Source organism: Acidithiobacillus sp. IBUN Pt1247-S3, assembly GCF_041146875.1.
Lineage (GTDB): Bacteria > Pseudomonadota > Gammaproteobacteria > Acidithiobacillales > Acidithiobacillaceae > Igneacidithiobacillus.
The window spans coordinates 91,264-115,131 of the sequence record NZ_JBFRXP010000009.1 but is presented as its reverse complement, the minus strand read 5'-3'; the positions used below and the strand labels follow the sequence as shown (position 1 = coordinate 115,131).

Sequence of the window (23,868 nt, the reverse complement as noted above, 5' to 3'; positions counted from 1 at the left end):
TGATCGCCGTGGGAACCTTCCGGCAGTCACGCTATGCAGCCAGAATCGCCCTGCCCGTGCCCACAATGCGCCGCAACGCAAAGGTAATCGCGGAAATTGGGTTCCCTTCGAGGTTCCCGTGCAGTATCCGTCCAGAAAGGCCGTGCAGCGTGTCTGTGGGGTCGATCTGGGCATCCGCACCACCGCAACAGCATCCATCGTCACAGCAGACGGCACGGTCGTGGCCCGGCGATTCTTTCACCGGGGCGCGGACATCGACCGTCGTGACAAGGGACTGATGCAGGTGCGCAACAAGGCCCGTCTCACGATGGGCGGAAGTGGTAAACTCAGCGCGCGCTTTTGCCGGGCGATTTACCGCAAGGCCCGGCATCGCAATCTGGACATGGCGCAACGCCTGTCCAGAGAGATTATGGTGTTCGCCCAGGAACATGGGGCACAGGCCATCGTCCTCGAACATCTCAAGCATTACCGGCCCCGCGCCGGACGCAAGGGATCCACGCTCCGGCAACGCTTCCACGGCTGGCTGCATCGCCAGTTGGCGGAGCGGATTCGGGGACGGGCGGAGGAAGCCGGTCTGCTGACCGAGTTCGTCAACCGGGCCGGCACATCGGAAACCGCTTACGATGGTTCCGGTGCCGTCAAGCGCGATGGCCGCAACTGGTCCTGGGTGACCTTTGCCACCGGCAAACGCTACAACGCCGACTTAAACGCCTGCTACAACATCGCCGCGCGATTCTTCGCCAAGATGTTGGGGCTAACGGGCCGAAACGCCCAGGCGTGTGTTCGCGGCAAAAGTTCCGCGACGCAACCGAGAATCCCGGTCACGCTCTCCACGTTATGGCGGCACGCGCAGGCCACCGTGGCGGAGCGGGAAGCCCCGGCTACAGCGCAAGCTTAGCCGCGGGAGGATTCACCGCTTAGAAGTCATACATAAAGAATCACTCCAATTAAACAACTTACCAGTATCATCATTAAGATAGTCTAAAATCATGTAAGCAATTATTGGAAATAGTTGAACGATCCAATATATGAGCAAGTATTTCATGTGATTCTCCGATTATAAGTCATGAATCAAATCGTGATGAACCTTTCCTTCATAATTATCCAGGCAACAATTAAACAGGGATAACTCACTAATCATTGCAGGCATAAAAACACGTTGGAAAGCCTCATTGTCTAATGTGTAGGAAAGGTGAATAGAGTGACCAGCCATCAAAAGGTGTGCTGCCATTCGACCCATCCCTGCATCTTCATCATCGCAAGAAGAGAAATCACCAGAGCCAAGGAAGACAAGAACCGTTTTTGGTTTTGATTGCGGATGAACGGGCCAAGAATAACTGCTGTTCATTGGCAAGGCTTTCTTGCCGAGCTTTGCTAATTGGCACAATGTAGAAAAATCTGCCCGGGTATTTTCTATCTTCTGATGATTTCTCGCCAGCTTCCTGTGATTGCGCTTTGCCTTCGCCATGTCGATTCTGGAACCACGTTTTGCCATGCTCATGTCTGTTTTATCCTTATCCAGCCCGCACCCAATCTTTTGCAAACTGTGCCTGCAACTTCCCGATGTCCGAACCATTCAGTAGCAGGCCCATCTCCCGATTATCCTCAAGACTGGTCTGGGTGAAGTTCTCGGAACCTACAAAGGCCAAACTGTTCCCTACGATCATCTTGGCGTGCATGTACAGGGGTTTCACCGGCAAGAGGCGCACTTGACACCCATGCTGCCGCAGGAAGGCGACATCCCGTTGATCCTCGCTATTGATGCTGGCCGGAAGGATCAGGCGAAGATCCTGGCCCTTGGCGGCCAGGGCATCCAGGATGGGCCGGTACGGTCCCAACTCCTCGCTCTCTACATCAATCGGACCTGGCTGGTTGATTGCCTGCAGGAGTTGCCCAGCCGACGTGCCCGGCGACAACACCAGCACCCGATGCGCCGATGCTGGGGCGTGCTGATTGTTCCAGTCGGCGTTAAAAACAGACTGAACCGCCGAGACCACGGCAGAATTTCTGGTGACATAGAGGTACTCCCGGTTCTTGTGAAATGCGCTGTAGTCGAAGTTCGCAGTACCGATCTCGGCCTCATGCCCATTGGCAATGTACTTGGCATGGTAAAAGGCGTATTTGTACCCGTGGCTGGTGAAGCGATAGGGCGCTAGATGCAGCGTTGCACCCGTTGCCTGAATAACCCGCTTTTCCTTGCGTACTTGCCAGGGCTTCATGCCGTAGGGCTTGCCTTCGATGATGATCCGCACATCCACGCCCCGCGCATGGGCGGCCCGCAGCGCGTTCAGAATGGGGCGATCAGAGAGATAATAGACGCCGACATCCAGCGTGTGCCGCGCCTGCTGGATAATGTGAATAATAGGTGCCGGGCCTGCCTGTGGTTCAATAGACAACATGTGGATTCTCCAAAAAAAAGGCCGATTACTCGACCCAATAGCCACACCGCAACGATTACATCCAGCGCATCACCCGGCGGAACGACGTTTCGCCTTCACAAACCGATGTCGTGATGAAAGGAATTTCATCATCAAATTCTTCGCCAGGCCCCATGTCTCCACCACCGCCACCACCCTGCTGTGAGGCCGGACTCGCGGTACTTCCGCCATCGGACCCGTCACGGCGGCCACCCACCAGCACAAGCCGTTCCCCCACAATCTCCGTGGAATACCGCTCCTGTCCGTCTTTGTCTGTCCATTTGCGGGTCTGTATCCGACCCTCGACGAGCGCCTGGCTTCCCTTTTTCAGGTATTTCCCGGCGATTTCCGCCGTCTTGCCAAACAGGGATACCCTATGCCACTCGACACGCTCCTGTTTGTCCCCGTTCTTGTCCTTGAACGTCTCTGACGTAGCGATAGCGAGCGTTGCCACCGCCTTGCCGTCTGGCATGTACCGCATCTCGGGGTCGCGCCCCAGATTCCCTAACACTATCACTTTGTTCAACCCAGCCATTTCAAGTCCTCCATGATGACCACCCTTGGGTATAGATCAGAACCGGGTCATCCTTGTTGGTATCGCTCGAAAAACCCGCGCACAGCAGATTCCAGGCAGGCATAGTCCTCAATACCCAAAGGCAATGGCTGCGCATCTCCCCAGGACTGAATCCTCGCCACATGGGGGACCATGGTGCCCATGGCCTCCACACAATGGTCAACCGTATCGTCCGCGAAGAAATGCGGGCGCAGGGCCGCCAGAGCACCAGACTTGCTACCCTCGACGGCTATCAAACCCGCATCACCTATGCCATGCCGCTGCAAGGACCGGCGCCGGCCATCCACGGCCCGATCATTGGGCAGTTTCGTTTTGCAGACACTTGTAGAAGCGTACAATTCTGCTTGGACTGCCACCTATGAAGATCAAAAAGAAAACCCAAAGAATGCGCCAAAAGCCGCCAAACAAATATTGCAAAGCATGCCTTTAACTCTTGGTAAAACAATGACAAACTATTGGGATGCCTTTGTTTTTCCATCAGCCAACAATCACGGCACAACAAGGCGAATATACAAAGGTTCTGGTACCGTAGAAAAAAGAGAAAAATTATTTTACTTATCAGACAATAAAACACCAGATTTCTTTGTAGTAATAAATATTCAACATGTTGAAAATCTTCGCGGCTATCAAAAGAAGATGCTGGATTTAATCCTTTCCGCCCAGCAGAACCAATTGACAATAAAATGGTATGCGTATGGCTCGCCGCTCCCCCATAATGCGATGCAATTATTACATCAGGAGAGTCGGCGTGCTCAGCAAGCCTTTTCGCGCGTCGTTGCGCGATCGGCCTTGCGCTGCCGACCAGATAATAGACCCCAGCCGCCCTGGTCATCGGCGCACCGTCACGCCCTCGTTGGGGCGCCGTCGGTGCACTCGTCTCCCAAATGGCTCGACGCCAACCATGCGGCACAGCACGCGCCTGCACTCCCAGCTTACGCGGTCGCTTCGGCGGATGCAGTACACCGCGTTGGCTTCTGGGGACTACTCGCCCCCGCTTCGCTCTCCTGGCTCGCAGCGATTGACTTGTTTTACGCTATCAAGATCCATCACAGAAGCCCAACCAGGTAAGTAATTACCACCGACAAGGGGGTGCAAAATCATTACATTTTTCCCTGTCATCTTTTGCAAAATACCCAACATCGCGATAAACAGCGCCGGGTCCGGCAAAAAAATTTCCATATCCTGTTCACATCTGCTCATGGAAGCTCTTCCATACTCTCCCTGATGGTACCATATTGTCGTATATATCTTACGATCCATCAGATCACCTGAAGACAACTCACAAAAAAACAATCCGTCATCAGCTCCTATAACCGGGTACAGGTCGCTAGCATCAAGCGATCTAACCACTGATTCCAAGGCATCGTAAAGTTGGCAAAGAATATCTTCATACCCGATCATTGCACCATCTCCTATGTTACCACAATCCAAAAAGGCGCTTCCTAACTTCTGGCAGCTAATGGCGCCACTTCTTCACAGGACATCTCACACACAATCGTAGTAGCTCTGTGGCATCAGTAGCTTCCCGGACGGAATGGAACAACGAGCAAAAGTCGTCAGTAACGCTAGAAGCTTTATTGTTGTTCTCAGGTATCCGCTGTCTCAAAAACCACGACCATCTCACTGGTCGGCACTTGTTGCATGACCCCCTCACATAGATCAGCATCACGTAACATGGGAATAACGAAAGTCATGGTTTCAGTCCCATCAGGGTTCGATTTCCGACCTTTCACATGCTTGGCATTGATCGAGACATTCCTTCTATAAGGTTCATAGGCACTGATTTCAGCCATCACAGCATCCCACCAGATTGTGCCGTCCGCTGCCTGTACCTCTGCAATATCAGAAACTTTAATCCGCATTTCTTTTCCAGAAAAAACCTTGGTTTTATAAGAATGAAGGTCATAAAGACGACTGGATGTTTCTATGTTTGCGTAAAGCGTCCAATCTGTTTCGATGCTAAAATCAAACAAATGGCTAAATGGGATGACGGTGCCGTCTTGCATGATAACCGCAAAAAACCAGTTATCTTCAATCGTTCTTTTTGTCCACCATGCAGGTAGTAACGCTATCGTCTCTTCCATCTCATGCTCCAATCTGGCTATGCTGTCGCAATTTGCGCACACGGCCCCGGCAACGATAGCCGCCAAGGAAGGATTTTCGACAACAGATCGCATGGTTCCATCAGGTTTAATGCGGTCTCTCCCCAACCAAAACAGTGCTGCCGCATATTCCAAAGAATTTGCCGTACCATTAGCGATGTTCTGCATGGCCGATTTGGTCATCGATTCGAATATGTCGCTATCTGATGGCGACATATATTCAAAAAATAAATTACCCTCTGCACACCACTGTTTTTTATCCTCAATTTCACGATCAAGGTGACTTATGATCTTTTCTTCTTCTGTTTCGAGATAATTTGCCACATCAATGCAAAAGAGCCGAAACCATGCAGGGTCAAACCAATCCTGATCTATTTTTGGCGCGAATCGTTCGACAAGTTGATTCAGATCGGATTCGCTGCAAGTCGCCATAAGTCGAAATATGTCCAGCACTTCAACGAACGATTCCTGATCATTCATATCAAGAAGCGGGGTAGGTACGTTCGTGTTGAGATAAAATATAGTGGCAGACGGTTTCTTCGCTGCTGTCTTTTCTGTCCTGTCCATCACTTTGCACTCCCCCAATCTCGCGCAAACTGCGCCTGAAGTTTTCCAATGTCCGACCCGTTCAGCAACAGGCCCATTTCCCGATTGGATTCCAGACTGGTCTGGGTGAAGTTCTCGGACCCGATAAAGGCCAGACGGCTCCCGACGATCATCTTGGCGTGCATATACAGGGGCTTTCTGGGCATCAGGCGAACCTGACAGCCGTGGGCGCGCAGGAAAGCTACATCCCGCTGATCATCGTCATTGATGCTGGACGGCAGGATCATCCGCAGGTCCCGGCCCTTGGCCGCCAGGGCATCCAGGATGGGCCGGTAGGGGCCAAGTTCTTCGCTCTCCACGTCAATCTGGCCGGGCTGGTTGATCACCCGCAGGAGTTGTCCGGCTGACGTGCCTGGGGACAAGACCAGCACCCGATGGGCCGATGCGGGGGCGCGCTGGTTGTTCCAGTCGGCGGTAAAAACAGACTGAACCGCCGAGACCACGGCAGGATTCCTGGTGACATACAGGTACTCACGATTGCGGTGAAAGGCCGACCAGTCGAAGTTCGCTGTACCCACTTCTACCTCATGCCCATTGGCGACGTACTTGGCGTGATAAAAAGCGTACTGGCCTCCGTGACTGGTGAAGCGGTAAGGTGCCAGATGCAGCGTAGCTCCTGTCGCCTCGATGGCCCGTTCTTCCTTCGCTACCTGCCAGGGCTTCATGCCATAGGGTTTTCCTTCCACGATGACCCGCACATCCACGCCTCGCGTATGGGCCGCCCGTAGCGCGTTCAGGATGGGCCGATCCGAGAGGTAATATACGCCCACATCCAGCGTGTGCCGGGCTTGCTGGATGACCTGGATGATGGGAGCGGGGCCTGCATTAGGTTCAACAAACAGCATTTAGGATTCTCCAAAAAAAGGGCCGATCACTCGACCCAATAGCCGCAAAAAACCGCTACGAACTACTTACATCCAGCGCGCAACCTTACGCATCCAGTGATTTCCTTCTTCGACCATGGCGCGGGTGACGAACGGAATGTCATCATCGAATCCGTCGCTGGGCTCCATGTCTCCGCCACCCCCACCGCCATGTTGCGGTGCCGGGTTCGCTGAGCTCACGCCATCGGCCCCGTCGCGGCGCCCGCCGACCAGCACAAGCCGTTCCCCCACAATCTCCGTGGAATACCGCTCCTGTCCGTCTTTGTCTGTCCATTTGCGGGTCTGTATACGACCCTCGACGAGCGCCTGGCTGCCCTTTTTCAGGTATTGCCCGGCGATTTCCGCCGTCTTGCCAAACAGGGATACCCTATGCCACTCGACACGCTCCTGCTTTTCTCCGTTCTTGTCCTTGAACGTCTCTGATGTGGCAATCGCCAGCGTTGCCACCGCCTTGCCGTCTGGCATGTACCGCATCTCGGGGTCGCGCCCCAGATTCCCCAACACTACCACCTTGTTCAACCCAGCCATTTCACGTCCTCCATGATGACCACCCTTGGGTATAGATCAGAACCGGGTCATCCTTGTTGGTATCGCTCGAAAAACCCGCGCACAGCAGATTCCAGGCAGGCATAGTCCTCAATACCCAAAGGCAATGGCTGCGCATCTCCCCAGGACTGAATCCTCGCCACATGGGGGACCATGGTGCCCATGGCCTCCACACAATGGTCAACCGTATCGTCCGCGAAGAAATGCGGGCGCAGGGCCGCCAGAGCACCAGACTTGCTACCCTCGACGGCTATCAAACCCGCATCACCTATGCCATGCCGCTGCAAGGACCGGCGCCGGCCATCCACGGCCCGATCATTGGGCAGTTTCGTTACCACCGTGACCGAGTGGCCCATGTCCAGGAGCATTCGCACCGTGCGGACCCCTTCTGGCCGTGGATACACCATGGCCCAGCCATCCATGGCCTCCCAGCCAGCCCAGACCTTGGCCACAGCCGCCTGAGTGAGCCCGTAGCGCTCACTCAGGGCATACACGGGCTTCTGAACGGTTAGGTGGTGGCCCAGTACCATCTCTGCACATGCCGCCCAGAATCGGTCAAAATCGAAGAGCACGCCGTCGGCATCCACGGCAAACTTGTACTTTGGAAAGTAGCTCATCAGGCAACTCCTGCTTCAAGCTGGTCAAAAATGGACGCTTGGCTGTTTCGCTTTTGGGCAACCCACTCCGTCAAGCGCGGATTCATCCACAACCGTTCCGTGCGTTGCCGGTCGATCTCATCGCTCACCTGGGTAGATCGGTTCGCCCGGCAGACCACATCAAAATCCACAAAGGACCAGCCAGGCTCAGATTCCAACACGTCCCGATAAAGCTCGGAAGGGTACCCAGACAGAGCCACATAGCCTGCAGAGCCTTTCAGGACGGCCAGCAAGCGCTCGTGGTCGAAGTCGTCCATCTCCTCCTGGTATCCGCCGTAGCTGCGGGTGTCCTGAACGTAGGGCGGGTCGCAATAGAGGACAGCGCTAGGCGAATCGTACCGCTGGATGACCGTGAGCGCGTCGTCGTGCTCAATGATCGTCTCCCGTAGCCGGTCCCGAACCTGGATCAGTTCTTTGTCGATCACGGCGGCCAGCGCCCGGGCACGGTTGTCTGTGATGCGAGCGAAGGCCCAGGACGGGGTTCTGCCCGTGGACTGGCCGGAGAAAGACGATCTGGCGACGTAGAAAAATCGCGCCGCTCTCTCAATGTCCGGCAATGATGCCGGGTCCACCTTGCGCCAGGCGTAAAACATCTCTCGGGAATAGGGAGTGCTTTGCAGGGTCCAAAGCAACGCATCGAAGGACTCCCGATCCCTCAGCACTCGGAAAAAATGTACGATTTCACTGTTCAGGTCGTTGATGACCTCGACCCCGGCGGGGCGCCGGGCAAAGTACACGGCGCCACCGCCGAAGAATGGCTCCACATAGGTCCGGTCCCGGTGCGGGGGAGGGATTCGGGTGAGGATTTCCTGGGCCAGGCGGCCTTTGCCGCCAATCCATGGGTAGAGGGGCTGCATTACGCCACCCCACAGGCTACCACCCGCTCCATCAAAGCCTCCTCATCGGCATCCCACCGCAAGAAGCTCTTGCAGGTACCAAACAGTTGCACGACTTCGCCAGAGTCGGTCTTTTTCAGCCGCAGGATCTGCTTGCGGATGTCTGCCAGCGTCCGGTTGCCCAGCAAGGACTTGAGGGTATCCGCCTCATTAGCCTGGTTCGGGTTGCGCAGGACGCGCAGGAGCCCGGCAACGGCCCGGTATTCGCCAGCTTTGATGAGGGTTGGAATCAGGTCCCTGGCGGACATTTTCTGATCCCCAATCTGAAACAGATAATCCAGAAACTCCAGATGATGTGAGGGTATTTCCACCGCTTCATTATCACCGTTGTCCAGGTCATAAGATCCCCAGTCCGCCATGGATAATTGGTCATGGGAAGAGATATGGGCGCCTGGATGGTCATCATCATCGCCGCTGTCGAGAGCATCCAAGCGGATTTCTGAACGCAACCCGTACAGTCTGGCAGTCAATTCTGCAATCTTGTTTTCGACCGATTCCCGCTCCTTGCCCTGCCTCTTCTTCAGCAGGCTTTTTTGCTGGCGGATGTAGGTTTCCAGGAGAAACCCAGAAGCCGCGGCAGATTCCAGCTTAGGCTCGGCCTTGAATCGTTTGTGGTAGACGAAATTTTCCAGGGCCTCCCGGGAGACGAACCGGGTATTGCTTTCGACAAAGGCAACGATGGATGGATTGGGCAAGATTCTCCCATTTGGACCGCCGCAGAAATCGTGGGTTTCGGCAAGGTGCTCCAGTGCCTTGGAGGCCGTGGAATACGCCAGGTCGCCCCGGTCACTCGATGAAGGCATGGACCAGCCGCAAGTATACAAGCGTCGCTCTACGAGCTTCGTGCCCCGCTGGATGGCTTCGGCTACGCACCGCTCCATGACGTGGGTCTGCCGCGGGGTCAGGTCGATAGCGCGGGACCACCGCATCAGCCGGATCGCCACCTGGACCGTGCAGTCGTAGCCCAGCCACTGGAAATCGGCTTCCTGCATGGTCGTCAGAAATTGCCTGGCATCCTCGAAAAACAATCCCAGGTCAACCAGGTGCCGGCGAAGATCCGTTTTTTCAATTTGGCTCATTGTGACTCTCCCCGTAGCGCTGCACGCAACTTATTCGCCCATTCCTGTACCTCGGCAGGTGTTGACGAAATATCCTGTTCAATCGCCCGCACTGGTGTTTGCCCCGCAAACTGGGCACCTCTGGCCATGTCCGCCAGTACCTGCGCGTAGTGATACCCGAAGAGCTTCTGGCTCTTTTCAGCGGACGTCGAAATCAGAGCGAGGCTGGACGCGCGGCGGCAGGTCTCTGCCACCTCTGGAGGTGTCTCCGGGAGAGGACGCCCATATTGCACAGCGCTGGCGTAGGCCATGCCGAGTCCATACGCCCTGGCCTCCGGAATCGCACTGGCAGCTTGCAGGCAGGCATGGCGAAATTCGGGAAGACTGGGCGGCCACGGGTCTGATCGCCAGGTCACGCACCAGCGAAACCCCGCCGCCAGTTGCTCAACCGAGAGATCCGCCAAGCCTGCACACCACGCTTGAGACGGCTCAGGACCATAGGACGTCAACCACTTGTGGCCGTAAATCTCAGACATTTTTGCCCAGACCTGCAGCATTCTGCGGGGTGATGTCGATGACGTTTCCGGCTTCTCGGAGCCTGCGTTCTTCTCGTTCTGCCCAGGCTGTGGAGGCGAGCCGGACTCGCTCGACAGCCGAGAGGTTACGAGGTGCAGTGTGCTGCTGATCGGTTCCATGGGTGTGCTCCACAGGTGATGGAGACGCAGGAATTTCGTCGTTCCAGCGCTCCTGGTTCAGGTAGGTCGTGGGATTCGGGATAAAGCCGCGTTGCCATGCGGGGTCGCGTTGTATCCGGTCGCTTAAATCCGCAAGGATTGGAGCGATAAGGGCGTCCAGTTGCTGGACTTTCCAGCGTTTCAACGCTCCCGCTTTGGCGATTTTTTTGGGGTATGCAGTCCAAAACTGCTCGAAACAAGAGGGATTTTCTCTCACACCTACAGGGCGCTCGCTTTGCGAGTGACCAGTGTGTGTAGGTATACCTGCTGTAGTATTATATCCCTTTCTATATCCTTCTCTTTTGCATTGCATTTGCTCTGCTTCTGGATTGCATGTGCTTGTGGTCGTGCATTGCTCCTGCACTGCACATGGATCTGCACCTGCTGTGCTCGTGCTATGCACTTGCTGATGCACTTGCATGGCAGATTCGCCGTCATGCGATTCGCTATCATCCTGTTTTTCAACGGATTCACCGTCAATACCTGACTGTTTTAGTCTGATATTGTTGGTGCTCACCATCTGCGCATCCGTGATGCAAGACTCAGTCTTGCTCGGCTGATCTGGTTTTTCGTCTGAAGTTTTAGAATCTGTCCAGTTTTCCGGTTTAGACCTATTATAAATCCGTTCTGGACTTTGTCTAAGCGATTTTACGCCTTCAGGCACATTCGGAGCACGATCCGGCTGTTGATTTCCGACTCCCTGGCCGCCGCCAGATTCAACCGATTCACGAGCCTGTCCTTTGCCTGTCCATCTTGCTTCTGCGGCCTTTTTTCGCATTTGCTTGGTGTCGTAGGCTTCATTGGCTTTCTCCGCGATGAGAGGGTGGTACCAGCGATGGTCGGCGCACAGAACCCAACCATGGAGGGCTTTGTCTTTCACCTTGAGCCACGTTTTCATGTCGCGGCCCAGCTCTGCAAGACGGCACAGCTCCACATCATTTTCTGGGAGAGAGGCGGCTGGGACCTGATGGAAACTCTTCAGCCAAAGCGTCACGCCGGCCCGCCATTCTGCATCGTTGCAGATGGCGTGAAATCGGCTGTCGAAGAGGCGGTTAATGTCTATCGGCATGTAGGGAAACCGACGCAGATCACAATCTGCGGGTACTAGCGGGTCAGGTAGCTGAATTTGCGAAGGCATACACGGTCATCCTCCCTTGGCCACGGTCAGCGAATAGGCGCCAGGAGTTGTTGTGCTGGCCGTAAAGCACAACACGGGTGCCCCCGTTTCCTGGCATAGAAGCGGTGATATTCATTTCTGCACCCCCCGGGCGATCATTCTGGCCTGGGTGGCTGCAAGGTATTCGTCGATGGTTTTGTGGCCGTCGCGTTTGATCAGGGCTTTTGCTTGTCGGCTACGCTCTTCGTTGAGCCGGATGGCGCTCTCGCGGGCAGCGCGAAACATCATGTCTTTATGGGCGGGGCTCTTTTTCATTCGTCCGCCTCAAATACGCTTTTTGCCATGGCATCGTCGGCCAGCACACGCGCCAGCGATTGCCGCATGAACTGCAGGGCGTCGCGGCGGATCGTTACCGCATCCTCGTCCACGATCTTGAACCCGCACAGGTAGATCAGCGCCAAGGCATCTTCCAGCGCTTCGTTTTTGAGTCTGGATATTTTGCTTTCGGACACCCCGAGGGTTTTGGACAGAGCCACCTGGCTTCCAGGTGCTTGCAGGGACTGCAAGATGCGCCCGTGTGCCTTTCTCGCCCTTTCAATGGGGGTGTCCGATAGTAGGGTCATGTTGTTACCGCCAACCATGGAGCGCCCCCTGTGAGAATCAGCAAACGGATAAAGGCCAAGAACTCAAGGCCGCAGAGGCGGAGCCTCGGAGAGCGCGCTGGCATCACGCAGCCCCCCGGTCTTGGGACTCCTGGGGTGGCCAGATGTCGGGACGGAGATCGGAGCGGGTGACGATGCCGTTGGTGGCCCGTTCGATGGCCATGGCCTGCTTGTACGGGACGTTTCCGCGCTTTATCCAGTGCGTCACGGCCATCGGCCTTACCCCCAACTCTCTGGCGAGAGATGCCTGGGAGCCGAAGTGATCAATTGCTTTTTTCAGATCATCCATGAAGCGAGTATAACCACACCGTTGATATTGTCAACGCTCCGGTTATTCCATGCTTCGCGTGTTGCGTAAACAATATGGTTATGGAGCAGCCCTTGAAGATTACTGGATCAAAAGCAGCGTTCGATGCGCTCGAACGCGACAGACTGCGGCGAGGAATACCATCGAAACGTCGCTATGCCCTCGACGTATTACAGTTGAACGACGCTCAGAACTACTCCCACTGGGAGAAGAGAGGCGTCCCGCTCAAGGAGCTGGTCCGGCTCTCAAAGCTGCTGGGGTGCTCGGTAGAAGACCTTAGCAATGAAGGTCTGACTTCATTGTGCGGTTCTGGCGGCAGCCATGAGCAGCGGGATGATTCTGTTCAGGAGGGTCCTGATTTTCGTGCGTGGTATCCTCTTGTTGGTTTTGTTCCAGGGGGAGAGCCCAAGGATGTTGTTGAGCGTTATAGGCGGGACCCAGCGACGGAATGGATTCCAACATCGCTTCATTGTAGCCCGAACTCTTTTTATCTCCGGGTGGTAGGAAAGAGTATGGAGCCAGATATTCCCGATGGATCTCTTGTGTTAGTAGATCCAGGGTTGAGCTACCAACATGGAGATATTGTTGTGGCTAGGAATGGCGACAACGAAGCGAACGTGAAGACGCTGCTGCGTGATGGGGGAAGCTGGTACTTGGCGCCCAAAAATCCAGACTACCCGACTAAACCTCTCGGTGAGTGCGTCATTGTTGGCGTTGTTAGAGAGGCCATCAGAAGGTTCAGGTAAAGTTGTATCCGTCTTGTTGACAATATAACCGCGTCGGTTATACTTCTCTCATCGAAGCCGCCCACCCCGGCGCGGCATCCTTGGGGGAATACATGGCACTGTCTCTGGTAGTACCCAGCCGCACCCAAACTGCACAACAGGGCAACACCGCGCTGGCCGTCCAGTACCGCGACGGGCTCACCCTGACCTATCTCTTCGACCGCTCCACCAGGATCTCCGATCTCATGGCCGCCATTAGCCGCGCCGGACGGGTGCGGAAAGTAATGCTTTGGGATGAAATGCCCATGCCAGACCAAGCTCGGAAGGTGGCGCTCTCATGAAGCGCGAGAGTGGATTCGCTCCTAGCCGCGCATCCTTCACCCGGTACCGCAAGGCTTCCTTGCCGGGATGCGGGCGCACGCATCACGATTTGACACGGCGCACTTCATCCAGTAATTCCGGGTGTTTGCCGAGCAGATCCAACAGAATGGTGGTGGATTTGGGGGGGCGCGTCTTGCCGCGCTCGTACTCGGAAAAGGCGGATACACCACCACCGAAAAGCAGTCCGGCATCTCTCTGGCTCAGGCGCAAACGTTTGCGCGTTGCCCGCAACGCCTGTCCCTGGCGAATGGCGGCACTCTTCCGCAACCCCGCCAGTGCGTCCGCATACCGCTGCGCTTCCCCCTCGTCGAACTCGCATTCTCCGCAGACGGGGCAATGCCAACCGGAGACGTTGGGTACGGTACCGGTCAACGTGTCCACGGAGATGGGCATGTCCTTGCGTTCATGGACGAGTTCCGTGCCGTCGTCACACTGCAAACAAAAGCGTTTTTCCATCATGTCAAAGCTCCTTGAACTGAATGACCACCGCTCCTGGGCGCAAAGTGATCTTGATATAGGCCGTTTTCCCATTGGGGCAAAGGGCGTGATACACGTCCTGCCATACCCGGCTATCCGCGTAAGTGGTCATGCTCTTGAACAGCATTTCCGATTGCAGACTCAGCACAACCGCCAATCCCTCAGCCGGAGAAAGCCCCATTCGGTCCAATCCCTGCAAGGCCGTAGCCGTGAAAGCGTCGATTCCCAGGCGGGCTATGGACGCCTTGACTTCCGGCAGGGGGTAGTGGGCCTTTCGTTTCTCCATGCGCCATATTATATGGGTTCCATAAGTTTTATTCTACAGGGCTTCCCATTTGACACCCGCCGCCTCTGGGTCTACGCTCAATCCGTCACCGGGGTCCCGGTGATCGGGTTTAGCAGCCCGGAAAGACGGCGGACAGCCGCCCTTCCCCTTTGGGATGCGGCATTTTTTACGTCCGTGGTCCGGCTTTGCTCCTATGGGCGGGCCGGACGGGGAGTCCTGGCGGACGGCAACGTCTCCAGGCTCGCCGGCTCCGTCTGCCGGTCTGCTAACCCGTCCGGTTCCGCCCACCTCTTTAGCAGGGGGTTGGCGGTTGAACAACCGCAAAGACGGAGTATCGCCATGACCACACCTATTTCCGGCGTAGCCGCGCCTGAGCAGGCTTTGACGCCTGTCTCTTTTCAGTTCCATTCCCTTGAAGTCCGCACCATCGACCGCGACGGCCAGGTCTGGTTTGTCGCCAGCGATGTGGCCCAAGCACTCGGCTATCGCAACGCGGATGACATGACCCGTTGGCTCGATGAGGACGAAGCTGATACGCACAATCTGCGTATCAGGTCCGAGAACGGCGTCATTCAGACCCGCGAAGTCACCATCCTCTCCGAATCGGGCCTGTATCACGCGCTGCTCAAATCGCGCCGCCCGGAAGCCAAGCCCTTCCGTCGCTGGGTGACGCAGGAAGTGCTGCCGGCCATCCGTCAGCAGGGCGGGTATGGCAGCCCGCCAGACATCTCCGAACGGCTGCAATATGCCCGTTTCCTCGCGACTTTCGACGAGGAGGGGCGGCTACAACTCAAGCAGATCGCTGAGGATGCCTGCATCCTGTCTCCGACAAACGCAGGCAGTATGACGACGCTGATGCGCGAGTTCATCCCCGGCGCGCTGCTGCCGGACCTGATGCGGATCGGTCTGGACCGTCTGGCCCGCATGGCCGGGCGGAATAACCTCTCCGGCAAGGAGGACAAGCTATGAGCGCCATGGATCCCGCCGTCTATGCCCGTCCCGCCTACCTGCCCACCGGCCCCCGTGAGGAATATCGCGGGGAGCGTCCCGTCTACCGGAGGGACGACGGGACGCGTGGGGGTGCATCATGAGCGAACTGATCCCCGTATCAAGCCGGGCGTTTGGAGATAGCATCGCCCAAACCGTCAACGCCCGTGATCTCCATGCGTTCCTGGAAGTCGGCAAGGTCTTTGCCGCATGGATACAGGATCGTATCCAGCAGTTCGGATTCGTTGAAAATCAAGATTTTGTAATTCTTTCCGAAATTGGAAAGAATTCCCATGGTCGTGGGCAACCCAAGAAGGAATACGCCCTCACCCTCGACATGGCCAAGGAACTCTCCATGGTCGAGCGCAACGAGAAGGGCAAGCAGGCACGGTTGTACTTCATCGAATGCGAGCGCCGGGCCAAGGCCGCTCCCACTGTCGCACCGGACCCGATCCGGGCGCTGTCGGACCCTGCCAGCCTGCGCGGACTGCTGTTGACCTATACCGAGCGAGTGCTGGCCCTGGAGGCCGAAGTGCAGGAGCAGGCGCCCAAGGCACGGTTCCATGACGCGGTAGCCGAAGCCATCAATGCCCAGAGCATCCAGGAAGTGGCCAAGGCTCTGAGGACGGGACCAAATCGTCTATTCAAATTCCTGCGAGATGCGGGAATCCTGATGCACAACAACTTGCCCTATCAGCAATATCTGGATGCGGGACACTTCCGGGTGGTTGAGAAGCAGTATTTTGACCGGCACGGGGAAAGCAATACCTACACACGGACACTCGTGACGGGGAAGGGTCTGACCTACATCCAAAAGCGGTTGCAGGATGGTCAGATTCTGATGGACATCATCGCTGCCGAGGAGGATGAGTGATGGCCGCACAACGCTTGGCCGGTGTCATCCGCCGGCATGACGGAAAGCTGTTCCCAGTCTATGGGGTGGACCATCAGGACGGCGATGCACACCTGCATGTGCAGGGCGCCGTGGTGGATTTCTGGGCGACGCCTGGGGAGTTGTACCGGCGTGGATGGTCCCTGGTTATGGCAACGCGGCCCGTCTGGGATGTTTGGGGGATGGGTGTGGGGCCATCGCTGCCCTGTGTGGCGGGCCGGCAGGAGGTGATGGCATGAGCCTGCATTGTCATTGCGAAGGCATGGACGACAGCAGCGCCGAATGGTGGTACGACCGTTACGCGCAGTTGGACACATTTAATGGCAAGCGATCTACCCATTGCCGGTCGTGTCGTTACCGACTCAAGCCTGGAGCGCAAGTGTACAGATTCACCCGTTGGCGTGATCCAAACTCGGACATCGAGGAGCGCATCCACGGCGATGAGGTTCCCCTGGCTCCCTGGTATCACTGCCTTGACTGTCAAGCCATCTACGTGCGGCTGGAGCAAATCGGCGTCTGCGTGGATCTGGGCGACGACATGCGCGAGATACTGGATGAGTTCAATCGGGACTATGCGCCTCGTGGGTTCAGTCTGAAAGTTAATGGGAGCGACCATGATGAACAATAAAGAAACACTTACCCGCCAGCAGCTTTGCGCCCTATTGCAGATCAGCGAAAGCACATTGCGACGGATGGAACTGGACGGGATGCCTTGCCTGAACTTGGGTCGGCGCACGAAGCGATATATTCTTGGCGATGTAAACGACTGGCTAAAGGAGAACCGATGTCCATCTGGACCGACAAGAGGGGCCGTAAGCATGTCGGAATTATGGTCAATGGGCAACGCATTCACCGAATCCTGCAGGAAGGTGCATCTGCGCGTGATGCCAAGCAACTGGAAGGAGAGCTAAGAAAGGCGGCGGTAGTTGCCGAAAAGCCGGTCATTCCGGGGGACCCGCCCATGTCCTCCATTCTGGGGCTGTACATGGATCATGCGGAGACTTTGCGCAGCCCGGAGACGGCCAAATACCACGCCATGCGCCTGGGACCTTGGGTGGAGCGCTACAAGGCCAGTCAAGCCCGGCAGTGTGCGGCGCATCTGACCCAGGATATGCTCAAGCATTACGCCCCGGCGACGATCAACCGGAGCCTGGGAGCGCTGAAAAAAGCGCTGGCCCTAGCCTGGGCGCAGGGGATCACCCCAGAAAACTACGGGCTCCAGGTCAAGCGGGTGCCAGAGCACAACGAACGTCAGGTATACCTAAGCATCGAGGATGTGCGCAGACTGACGGAGTGTGCCAGTGAGGCAGTTGCTGCGGCTATCTGGATGGCCTTGCTGACGGGCTGCAGACGGGGGGAACTCCTCAAAATACGGGCAGAAGATATTCGCGGGGACACCATCACCATCCATGCAGGGAACACCAAGACCCTGAAAACGCGAACGGTGCCGATTATTGCTTCCTTGCGGCCCTGGTTAGGGTATATCCCATTACCGCTGACAGACGAGGGTCTGAAAACCGGGTTTCGCCGGGCACGGGAGAAGGCCGGCATGGCCCATGTGCATTTCCATGATTTGCGCCATAGCTGCGCTTCGATTTTGCTGGCCCAGGGCACGGATCTGTTCACCATCAGCCGGGTGCTGGGGCATACCAGCGTAAAAACCACGGAGCGCTATACCCATTTGCAGGTGGATGCCCAGCGAGAGGCGCTGGATTCGGCCTTCGCGGGGATAACGGTCAAGCCCAGAAGTTCCGCTTGAGCAATAGCGCCGCGCATCCCAGGACTTCACCTTGTACGCCGCGACAGCCGACAGGTCAATGATGCTGCTCTGGATCGCTTGGGGTCACGCCGGGCCTGTTTGTACTCACGGTAGGCGCGGAGGCTACTGGCACCCTGCCCGCAGATTACACCAGAAATTACACCAGGGTAGCGAAGGAAGGAGAAACATTTGTCCTAACCCTATGATTTAATTGGTGGGCGGTGCAGGGTTTGAACCTGCGACCCCTGCCGTGTGAAGGCAGTGCTCTACCGCTGAGCTAACCGCCCAACTCTCAAAGAGAGGCAGATACTAGGGAATTCGGGAACCAAAATCAAGTCGAATTTCTTTCGCCATTCCTTCCTGGTCAATGGCTCAGCCAGCTCTTTCCTGTGTTACACTCCTTTGCATCGATCGGGGGAATCATGGGGAGAGGGTGAGACGCCTCCTGCAAAAAACTAGGCAACCAGGCCACGGCTACCGGGCCGCATGGCTTCTTGTGCCGCTAGTCTGTAGCGCATTGCCGGCTGTCGCGATGGCAAAAAATCAAATTTCATTTCAAATCGATGGGACTCCGTCCGAACTGCGATTGAAATTGCAAAATGCCATGCCTTCGCTTACCTATGACGGCAAAGAAAGCCGCTTGCACGAGCTCATCCTCTCATCCAATCTCCGGTTACGCGACGCACTACAAGCGTATGGCTATTACCATGCAACATGGCATACCAAACCCCTCCCGCCCAACAAAAATGGGGACGCGGTAGTGCAATATGATATCACCCTCGGTGCAGCAACCCGCGTACGTCATAGGGATGTGCGCATCTTGGGGCCGATCACTGAAGATCCTCAGCTGCGTAGACGGATAAAGCCCTTCCCTCTCGTAGACGGAAACATCCTGAATCAGGTTGATTATGAAACCTGGAAAGACCAGAGCCTGTCATTTCTGGAGTCTAAGGGATACGTAAAAGCCCAGTACCAGCGCCATGAGATTCTCATCGACAAGAAACAAAATTGGGCGGAAATTTATCTCTGGCTCAATAGCGGGGAGCGCGTACGGGTTGGGACAATCAATATTGTTGGTGCAGATCGGTATCCGCGCTGGTTCATAGAGCGATATTTCACCTTCAAACCGGGAGATTGGTATTCGCCTCGAGCGCTGTCCCAAACACAAAGTAACTTGCACGATGCCAATCGTTTCCAGAATATTCAGGTACTGGGGGATACAGCTCACCTCAACGACGATTCGGTTCCGGTACAGGTGAAGCTCGATAGCCTGCCTGAGCAACATTTAAAAGTTGGGGTAGGCTACAGCACCAACATCGGCCTGAACGGCATTCTATATTATGATGACTACAATATGTTTCGCCGCGCGCAGCACTTGCACGTAGCTGTGCAAGCGGCACAGAATACCCGCAACATTGGCGCAACATATACCTGGCCCGTCGGGTCTACGCTAGGCTCCGAGTATATTGCCAGCACATCTTTTCAAAATGAAACCTATCAGGTTTGGTCCGCCAACGAACTACATGCAGCCATTGGCCGACGTTGGGCCTTAGCTGATAACGCGCGCAAGAATGTCAATGCAACAATTCAGACCACGTTCAACCTTGAGCAAGCAAACTATACGGTCTCAGGCATCAGTGATAGTTCGTTCTATCTCTATCCATCTATCACTTATAGTGTGCAGAACTATCGCAATATTTTACGACCAGTATCTGGATTTTATGTGCGCGCAACGGCAGAAGGAGCAAGCAAGGTTTGGGGTAGCACCAGCAATTATGTCAGACTACGGGTGCGTGGCGGTTGGGATCAAATGATCAATCGCAACTGGGGTGTCGGCGGGCGCGTTAGCTTGGGTGCGCTCTGGCTTCATGGGAATATTCGCTTCCTACCACCAGATCTACGTTTTTTCGCTGGCGGACAAAACAGCCTTCCGGGATATGCATTCGAATCTCAGGGCCCTAGAGATGCCCAGGGAGGAGTGATCGGCGGCACCTTATTGGCTGTATCCGGTGTTCACATCAACCGCTTCATTACTCGCGACTGGGCCATTGACGCGTTTTACGATATTGGCAATGCCTTCGATAGTTTCTCGACATTCCATGTGTTGCAGGATGTTGGTATAGGGGCTCGTTGGTATTCTCCCGTCGGCCCCATAATACTCGACCTTGCACACCCCTTAATCGCACCTCGTGCTCCCGCCGTTCGCGTAGCGCTCTCCGTGGGATTTAATTTCTGATGCGTGGATGGGCAATACTATACCGCATATTTTTATCTGGATTATTATTGCCCATCATCAGCATTTTTGTGCTTTTCACATGGCTCTTTCTCACCAGTGCGGGCGCGAACTGGGCACTGGCGCTGGTACCTGGGCTTCATTATCGCGCCCTGCACGGAAATATAGCGCATGGTTTGCGCTTGCAGGGCATATCCTATGTCCACGGCAACATGAAAATCAAGGCGCAGGAATTCTCGTGGGGCTTTCAACCTGTCGCATTACTATGGGGAGAAGCGAAATTCTCATCGATTACCTTACAAAGTGCCCAGGTCTGGCTTCCGCCAGCCAAGCCCAGCAAAACAGCACTGAATCTGGCAATGCCACAAATACCCGATTGGTTAAGTATTTTTAGCTTACGCGTTGCGCCGTTGCAGATCGATAACCTGAGAATTTATCAAAATGGAAAGGAAACTTTTTCTCTAGACAAAGGAGAGTGCGAGAAACTTGCTTGGCAACATGGAACAATCCAAATTCGTAATTTACGAACACAGGGATCATTTGGCAAACTAACTGTTACCGGGAGTAGCGAACTGGCAGAAAGAAACGTTACTCTTGATGCTACTTGGCAAGAAGCCAAACCGAAGGCTACATCGGTAACTATGCAACTGGATTGGCACGGCCTCTCCGCTGATCAATATGGTGGACCCATCACTGTAGCCCTGCGCCAGGCAAACAGCTATAGCAAAATACGTGGATTAGCCACAATCTCTCCGCAGTTAGTGGAGTTATCGAAAGTACAACTCATTAGTTCAATGCTTTCCAGACCTATCAGTGGAGATCTCACGTTTCGTCTACCGAAGGCACAACACGGCGACTACTCCACGAAGGGTAGCCTGAGAGATATTGCCTGGGAGAAAATGCCAAAAATTCTCGGCAAAACAGCTATCCACGTCGCCTGGGACGCGGCTGGTACAGAATCCAAATATCACGGTTCGTTGGCCATAGAATCCGAAAAAGGTGGGCTCAATGCCAACTTCGAAGGCGCTCATAAAGCCATAACGCTATTGTTAGCAGGACATTTCCTACAAGGAAAACTTCTACGTTCCGAAGTGCGGGCAACCTTCGGCAAGGCAGAATCGGTGCGTGGCAAACTGGCGTTCCGGCAAATCCCGCTACAGATCATTTCTTCTGCCCTTCCTGGACAGCTTTCTGCTGATCTCCAGATCGACGCGAACTCCTACCCACAAGGTTGGCAGGGAACAGTGCGATGGAACGTATTGCCCAGCCAGATCTATCTGCAAAAAATTCAAGGCAACGGAGATCTACAATTCGCGGGAAAGACTTGGCAACTGAAACAGGCCACGCTTCAGGGGCCCGGTTTGCGATTGCAGGCGCAAGGCAATCTGGCGCAGCGCCTGAAAATTGCAGCTCAAGTGGATCGCTGGTCGGGCATATTACCCGGCGCAAATGGCGATACCCGAATAAACGGATGGGTAGCACAGGACGGCAAGAATTGGCAAGGAGAGCTACATCTCCAGGGAAATCATTTGCACTATCAAAAAGTTGCCCTGGGACATATTGATCTCGATGGCTCACTTACCGGGATGAACAAAGTACAGGCAAAACTTAACGCAACCGGCCTTGCCATACACGGACAAACGATCGATTTGCAAAGCGTCGTATCTGGCTCCTTGCAGCAAGCAGATATTCGTCTTGCAGCGCAGGATGGCCAAAAACGTGAGTTAAAACTTGCGGGCATATTGCAGAAGCACGCGTCCAACTGGAAGCTGGACCTGTTGAAGTTAGCGTTCCACGGAGCCAGCCTGGGCCAGTGGAGCTTATATCAACCGAGCACCATAGAGTGGAAACAGGGGCGCGCGAGCATCAATAATCTACGCGTCGATGGCGCAAATGGTGCCAGCATACGAGTCACCGGAAACTATGGACCACTGCCAACACAAGGCGACATTGACGCGACTGCGCAAGCACTACCGCTGGATTTTTGGGACAGCGAACTACATGCTGGGATTCGCGGTCGATGGAATGCACAAATTCATGGTCATTGTGATGGCACGTGCCAACTTAACGCCGATTGGGGGGTAAAAGATACTGCACTGCATTGGGAAGCTGGCGAGACGAAGCATCAAGTTGCGGTAAACGAATTCGCTGGGAATCTGCACTGGCAGAAAGATGGGCTGAGAATGCAAAGCAATCTGCTCTTGGCAGATCATTTGGGTAAGGTTCAGCTAGAAGCTAGTAGCCCAGCCGTTCTAAAACTCCCATGGAAAACACCTCAGCAACAACCAATACAGGCCACAGTTACGGGGCACGTTCCTGGACTCCTTCTTTCCCAATTACCGACCGGAAACATCGACGTTGACCCAGTTGGAAATATCAACGTCGATCTCCGGACGTCTGGAACCTGGAGTAAACCTCTTTGGCAAGGGCGCGCCAATGCCTCAGGCCTGGGTTGTTATATCCCCGAGGCAGGATTACATCTGCAAGATATTTCTGCTGATGTAACCGGCAATGGCGACCATTTGCTCTTGCAAGGCCTGACTGTGCACTCTGGCTCCGGTAGTCTGCACGGCCATGGCGATATTTCTTTTAGCCAGGGTATTCCCTACCAGATCCATATTACCGGAGAGAATTTTCTCGCATTAAATTTACCACAGGTACAGGCCGCCATTAATCCAACGATTAGTATTCAACATGAGAAAAATAAATTACAGGTCACGGGAAAACTCGAAACAACACGGCTGCGGATTTTAGGCACGGATTTTGGTGGTCCCAAACCATCGAGTGATGTGGTTTTTGTCCACGAGAAAAAGACCAGCACTACACCCTCTGAACTGGCGGTGGACATTCACATTGGGCTCGGGAAAAATGCCAAGGTGCTCATCGGTGGTTTAGCTGCCAACCTTGAAGGAAATTTGCAGTTGCGCATGCTCCCGCCATCCACCACACCGCTGATTCAAGGGACACTGGAGATGGTTGATGGAAAATATGAGATCTATGGCAACTCATTAACCTTCGAAAAAGGTAAAATTTTATTCAATGGCGCTCCACAGGCGGCAAGCCTTGACGTACTCGCAGTGCGCAGCATCAAGAATAGTGATAGTTTTGCGGTAGACAACGAAACGATTCTGGCCGGTGTACAAGTGACAGGCAACTTGAGCCACCCAGTTGTCAATTTATACTCCAAACCGAGCATGGCGCAGAACGATATCCTCTCTTACCTGATACTTGGAACCCCAAGCACTGGACTACAAAGCCAGGATGCCGTGCTCTCAGCCGCGGCAGGACAGCTATTTTCTGCTGGACGCGCAGCGGTTCTGGGCAACAGTCTAAACAGTACAGGTATTGATTTTGGCGTAAGCTCCAGTGGCAACAGCGGCGGTCTAGCGGCTGACATGGTCACCCTTGGTCACTATATAACGCCCAATCTCTATTTTAGCGTCGGTCAGTCTGTGCTCGGTGACGGTACCATTGCACGGTTACGCTATTCGATAACCCGGCATGTGGAAATTCAAACGGAAAGCGGCACCCAGGATGGCGCTAACATCTTTTACCGGATCGACTTCTAG

General features: G+C 54.9%; 29 protein-coding genes and 1 tRNA gene. 11 read left to right on the top strand and 19 right to left on the bottom strand.

The window, feature by feature from the left end:
• Positions 1-898 (top strand): IS200/IS605 family accessory protein TnpB-related protein (locus tag AB4090_RS08440; protein WP_369573430.1); only part of this gene is annotated, 898 nt, incomplete at its 5' end.
• A 159-nt stretch (positions 899-1,057) separates the two neighbouring features.
• Here AB4090_RS08440 and AB4090_RS08435 read toward each other — a convergent pair.
• Genes AB4090_RS08435 through AB4090_RS08420 form a run of 4 tightly spaced genes read right to left on the bottom strand, consistent with a single transcriptional unit; the run spans position 1,058 to position 3,278 of the window.
• Positions 1,058-1,501 (bottom strand): hypothetical protein, encoded by a 444-nt coding sequence (locus tag AB4090_RS08435; protein WP_369573429.1) that lies wholly within the window; start codon positions 1,499-1,501, stop codon positions 1,058-1,060.
• A 13-nt stretch (positions 1,502-1,514) separates the two neighbouring features.
• Complete coding sequence (locus AB4090_RS08430) at positions 1,515-2,399, bottom strand: phospholipase D-like domain-containing protein (protein ID WP_369573428.1); 885 nt, start codon at positions 2,397-2,399, stop codon at positions 1,515-1,517.
• 55 nt (positions 2,400-2,454) lie between these two features.
• Complete coding sequence (locus AB4090_RS08425; RefSeq protein WP_369573427.1) at positions 2,455-2,952, bottom strand: single-stranded DNA-binding protein; 498 nt, start codon at positions 2,950-2,952, stop codon at positions 2,455-2,457.
• 47 nt (positions 2,953-2,999) lie between these two features.
• Complete coding sequence (locus AB4090_RS08420) at positions 3,000-3,278, bottom strand: hypothetical protein (RefSeq protein ID WP_369573426.1); 279 nt, start codon at positions 3,276-3,278, stop codon at positions 3,000-3,002.
• 10 nt (positions 3,279-3,288) lie between these two features.
• On the opposite strand from AB4090_RS08420, the gene AB4090_RS08415 reads away from it, so the two are divergent.
• On the top strand, positions 3,289-4,059 hold the full coding sequence (locus tag AB4090_RS08415; protein ID WP_369573425.1) for a hypothetical protein: 771 nt from the start codon (positions 3,289-3,291) through the stop codon (positions 4,057-4,059).
• Here AB4090_RS08415 and AB4090_RS08410 read toward each other — a convergent pair.
• The 12 genes from AB4090_RS08410 to AB4090_RS08355 form a co-directional block, all read right to left on the bottom strand.
• Complete coding sequence (locus AB4090_RS08410; RefSeq protein WP_369573424.1) at positions 3,973-4,392, bottom strand: hypothetical protein; 420 nt, start codon at positions 4,390-4,392, stop codon at positions 3,973-3,975. The two genes, AB4090_RS08415 and AB4090_RS08410, sit on opposite strands and share 87 nt — an antisense overlap.
• A gap of 185 nt (positions 4,393-4,577) precedes the next feature.
• Positions 4,578-5,660: a hypothetical protein gene (locus AB4090_RS08405; protein WP_369573423.1), complete on the bottom strand. Its 1,083-nt coding sequence runs from the start codon at positions 5,658-5,660 to the stop codon at positions 4,578-4,580.
• The gene (locus AB4090_RS08400) at positions 5,660-6,544 is read right to left on the bottom strand and encodes a phospholipase D-like domain-containing protein (protein ID WP_369573422.1); all 885 of its coding nucleotides are present in this window, start codon (positions 6,542-6,544) and stop codon (positions 5,660-5,662) included. Before AB4090_RS08400 ends, AB4090_RS08405 begins: the two co-directional genes overlap by 1 nt.
• A 66-nt stretch (positions 6,545-6,610) precedes the next feature.
• Positions 6,611-7,111, bottom strand: coding sequence for a single-stranded DNA-binding protein (locus AB4090_RS08395; RefSeq protein ID WP_369573421.1), 501 nt, complete (start codon positions 7,109-7,111; stop codon positions 6,611-6,613).
• Between the two features lie 47 nt (positions 7,112-7,158).
• Entirely contained in the window at positions 7,159-7,746 is a 588-nt protein-coding gene (locus AB4090_RS08390) for a hypothetical protein (protein WP_369573420.1), read from the bottom strand.
• Entirely contained in the window at positions 7,746-8,642 is an 897-nt protein-coding gene (locus AB4090_RS08385; protein WP_369573419.1) for a DNA adenine methylase, read from the bottom strand. The genes AB4090_RS08390 and AB4090_RS08385 overlap by 1 nt, the downstream gene beginning before the upstream one ends.
• The gene (locus AB4090_RS08380; protein WP_369573418.1) at positions 8,642-9,760 is read right to left on the bottom strand and encodes a hypothetical protein; all 1,119 of its coding nucleotides are present in this window, start codon (positions 9,758-9,760) and stop codon (positions 8,642-8,644) included. Before AB4090_RS08380 ends, AB4090_RS08385 begins: the two co-directional genes overlap by 1 nt.
• A complete protein-coding gene (locus AB4090_RS08375) occupies positions 9,757-10,275 on the bottom strand; it encodes a hypothetical protein (RefSeq protein ID WP_369573417.1) in 519 nt (172 codons plus the stop codon). Before AB4090_RS08375 ends, AB4090_RS08380 begins: the two co-directional genes overlap by 4 nt.
• Positions 10,268-11,611: a hypothetical protein gene (locus AB4090_RS08370; RefSeq protein ID WP_369573416.1), complete on the bottom strand. Its 1,344-nt coding sequence runs from the start codon at positions 11,609-11,611 to the stop codon at positions 10,268-10,270. The genes AB4090_RS08375 and AB4090_RS08370 overlap by 8 nt, the downstream gene beginning before the upstream one ends.
• 111 nt (positions 11,612-11,722) lie before the next feature.
• Positions 11,723-11,905 (bottom strand): hypothetical protein, encoded by a 183-nt coding sequence (locus AB4090_RS08365; protein ID WP_369573415.1) that lies wholly within the window; start codon positions 11,903-11,905, stop codon positions 11,723-11,725.
• Positions 11,902-12,126: a hypothetical protein gene (locus tag AB4090_RS08360; protein WP_369573414.1), complete on the bottom strand. Its 225-nt coding sequence runs from the start codon at positions 12,124-12,126 to the stop codon at positions 11,902-11,904. Before AB4090_RS08360 ends, AB4090_RS08365 begins: the two co-directional genes overlap by 4 nt.
• Before the next feature lie 190 nt (positions 12,127-12,316).
• The gene (locus AB4090_RS08355; protein WP_369573413.1) at positions 12,317-12,541 is read right to left on the bottom strand and encodes a transcriptional regulator; all 225 of its coding nucleotides are present in this window, start codon (positions 12,539-12,541) and stop codon (positions 12,317-12,319) included.
• 92 nt (positions 12,542-12,633) lie between these two features.
• Between AB4090_RS08355 and AB4090_RS08350 the strand changes: the two genes are divergently transcribed.
• Both AB4090_RS08350 and AB4090_RS08345 read left to right on the top strand, forming a co-directional pair.
• Positions 12,634-13,305, top strand: coding sequence for a LexA family protein (locus AB4090_RS08350; protein WP_369573412.1), 672 nt, complete (start codon positions 12,634-12,636; stop codon positions 13,303-13,305).
• 92 nt (positions 13,306-13,397) lie between these two features.
• On the top strand, positions 13,398-13,625 hold the full coding sequence (locus AB4090_RS08345; protein WP_369573411.1) for a hypothetical protein: 228 nt from the start codon (positions 13,398-13,400) through the stop codon (positions 13,623-13,625).
• Between the two features lie 82 nt (positions 13,626-13,707).
• On the opposite strand, the gene AB4090_RS08340 is transcribed toward AB4090_RS08345, so the two are convergent.
• Both AB4090_RS08340 and AB4090_RS08335 read right to left on the bottom strand, forming a co-directional pair.
• The gene (locus AB4090_RS08340) at positions 13,708-14,124 is read right to left on the bottom strand and encodes a type II toxin-antitoxin system MqsA family antitoxin (protein WP_369573410.1); all 417 of its coding nucleotides are present in this window, start codon (positions 14,122-14,124) and stop codon (positions 13,708-13,710) included.
• A gap of 1 nt (position 14,125) precedes the next feature.
• Positions 14,126-14,428, bottom strand: a complete 303-nt coding sequence (locus tag AB4090_RS08335) for a type II toxin-antitoxin system MqsR family toxin (RefSeq protein WP_369573409.1) — start codon at positions 14,426-14,428, stop codon at positions 14,126-14,128.
• A 339-nt stretch (positions 14,429-14,767) separates the two neighbouring features.
• Between AB4090_RS08335 and AB4090_RS08330 the strand changes: the two genes are divergently transcribed.
• The 5 genes from AB4090_RS08330 to AB4090_RS08310 all read left to right on the top strand — a co-directional run bounded on the left by AB4090_RS08330 (position 14,768) and on the right by AB4090_RS08310 (position 18,066).
• Positions 14,768-15,397, top strand: coding sequence for a Bro-N domain-containing protein (locus AB4090_RS08330; RefSeq protein ID WP_369573408.1), 630 nt, complete (start codon positions 14,768-14,770; stop codon positions 15,395-15,397).
• A gap of 118 nt (positions 15,398-15,515) precedes the next feature.
• The gene (locus AB4090_RS08325; RefSeq protein WP_369573407.1) at positions 15,516-16,289 is read left to right on the top strand and encodes a phage antirepressor KilAC domain-containing protein; all 774 of its coding nucleotides are present in this window, start codon (positions 15,516-15,518) and stop codon (positions 16,287-16,289) included.
• Positions 16,289-16,546, top strand: a complete 258-nt coding sequence (locus AB4090_RS08320; RefSeq protein ID WP_369573406.1) for a hypothetical protein — start codon at positions 16,289-16,291, stop codon at positions 16,544-16,546. The genes AB4090_RS08325 and AB4090_RS08320 overlap by 1 nt, the downstream gene beginning before the upstream one ends.
• A complete protein-coding gene (locus AB4090_RS08315; protein ID WP_369573405.1) occupies positions 16,543-16,935 on the top strand; it encodes a hypothetical protein in 393 nt (130 codons plus the stop codon). The genes AB4090_RS08320 and AB4090_RS08315 overlap by 4 nt, the downstream gene beginning before the upstream one ends.
• Positions 16,936-17,091: 156 nt before the next feature.
• The gene (locus AB4090_RS08310) at positions 17,092-18,066 is read left to right on the top strand and encodes a tyrosine-type recombinase/integrase (RefSeq protein WP_369573404.1); all 975 of its coding nucleotides are present in this window, start codon (positions 17,092-17,094) and stop codon (positions 18,064-18,066) included.
• A gap of 212 nt (positions 18,067-18,278) precedes the next feature.
• On the opposite strand, the gene AB4090_RS08305 is transcribed toward AB4090_RS08310, so the two are convergent.
• Positions 18,279-18,353 (bottom strand) — tRNA-Val (locus AB4090_RS08305).
• Positions 18,354-18,598: 245 nt separating this feature from the next.
• On the opposite strand from AB4090_RS08305, the gene AB4090_RS08300 reads away from it, so the two are divergent.
• On the top strand, positions 18,599-20,302 hold the full coding sequence (locus tag AB4090_RS08300) for an autotransporter assembly complex family protein (protein ID WP_369573403.1): 1,704 nt from the start codon (positions 18,599-18,601) through the stop codon (positions 20,300-20,302).
• A 47-nt stretch (positions 20,303-20,349) separates the two neighbouring features.
• A complete protein-coding gene (locus tag AB4090_RS08295) occupies positions 20,350-23,868 on the top strand; it encodes a translocation/assembly module TamB domain-containing protein (protein WP_369573402.1) in 3,519 nt (1,172 codons plus the stop codon).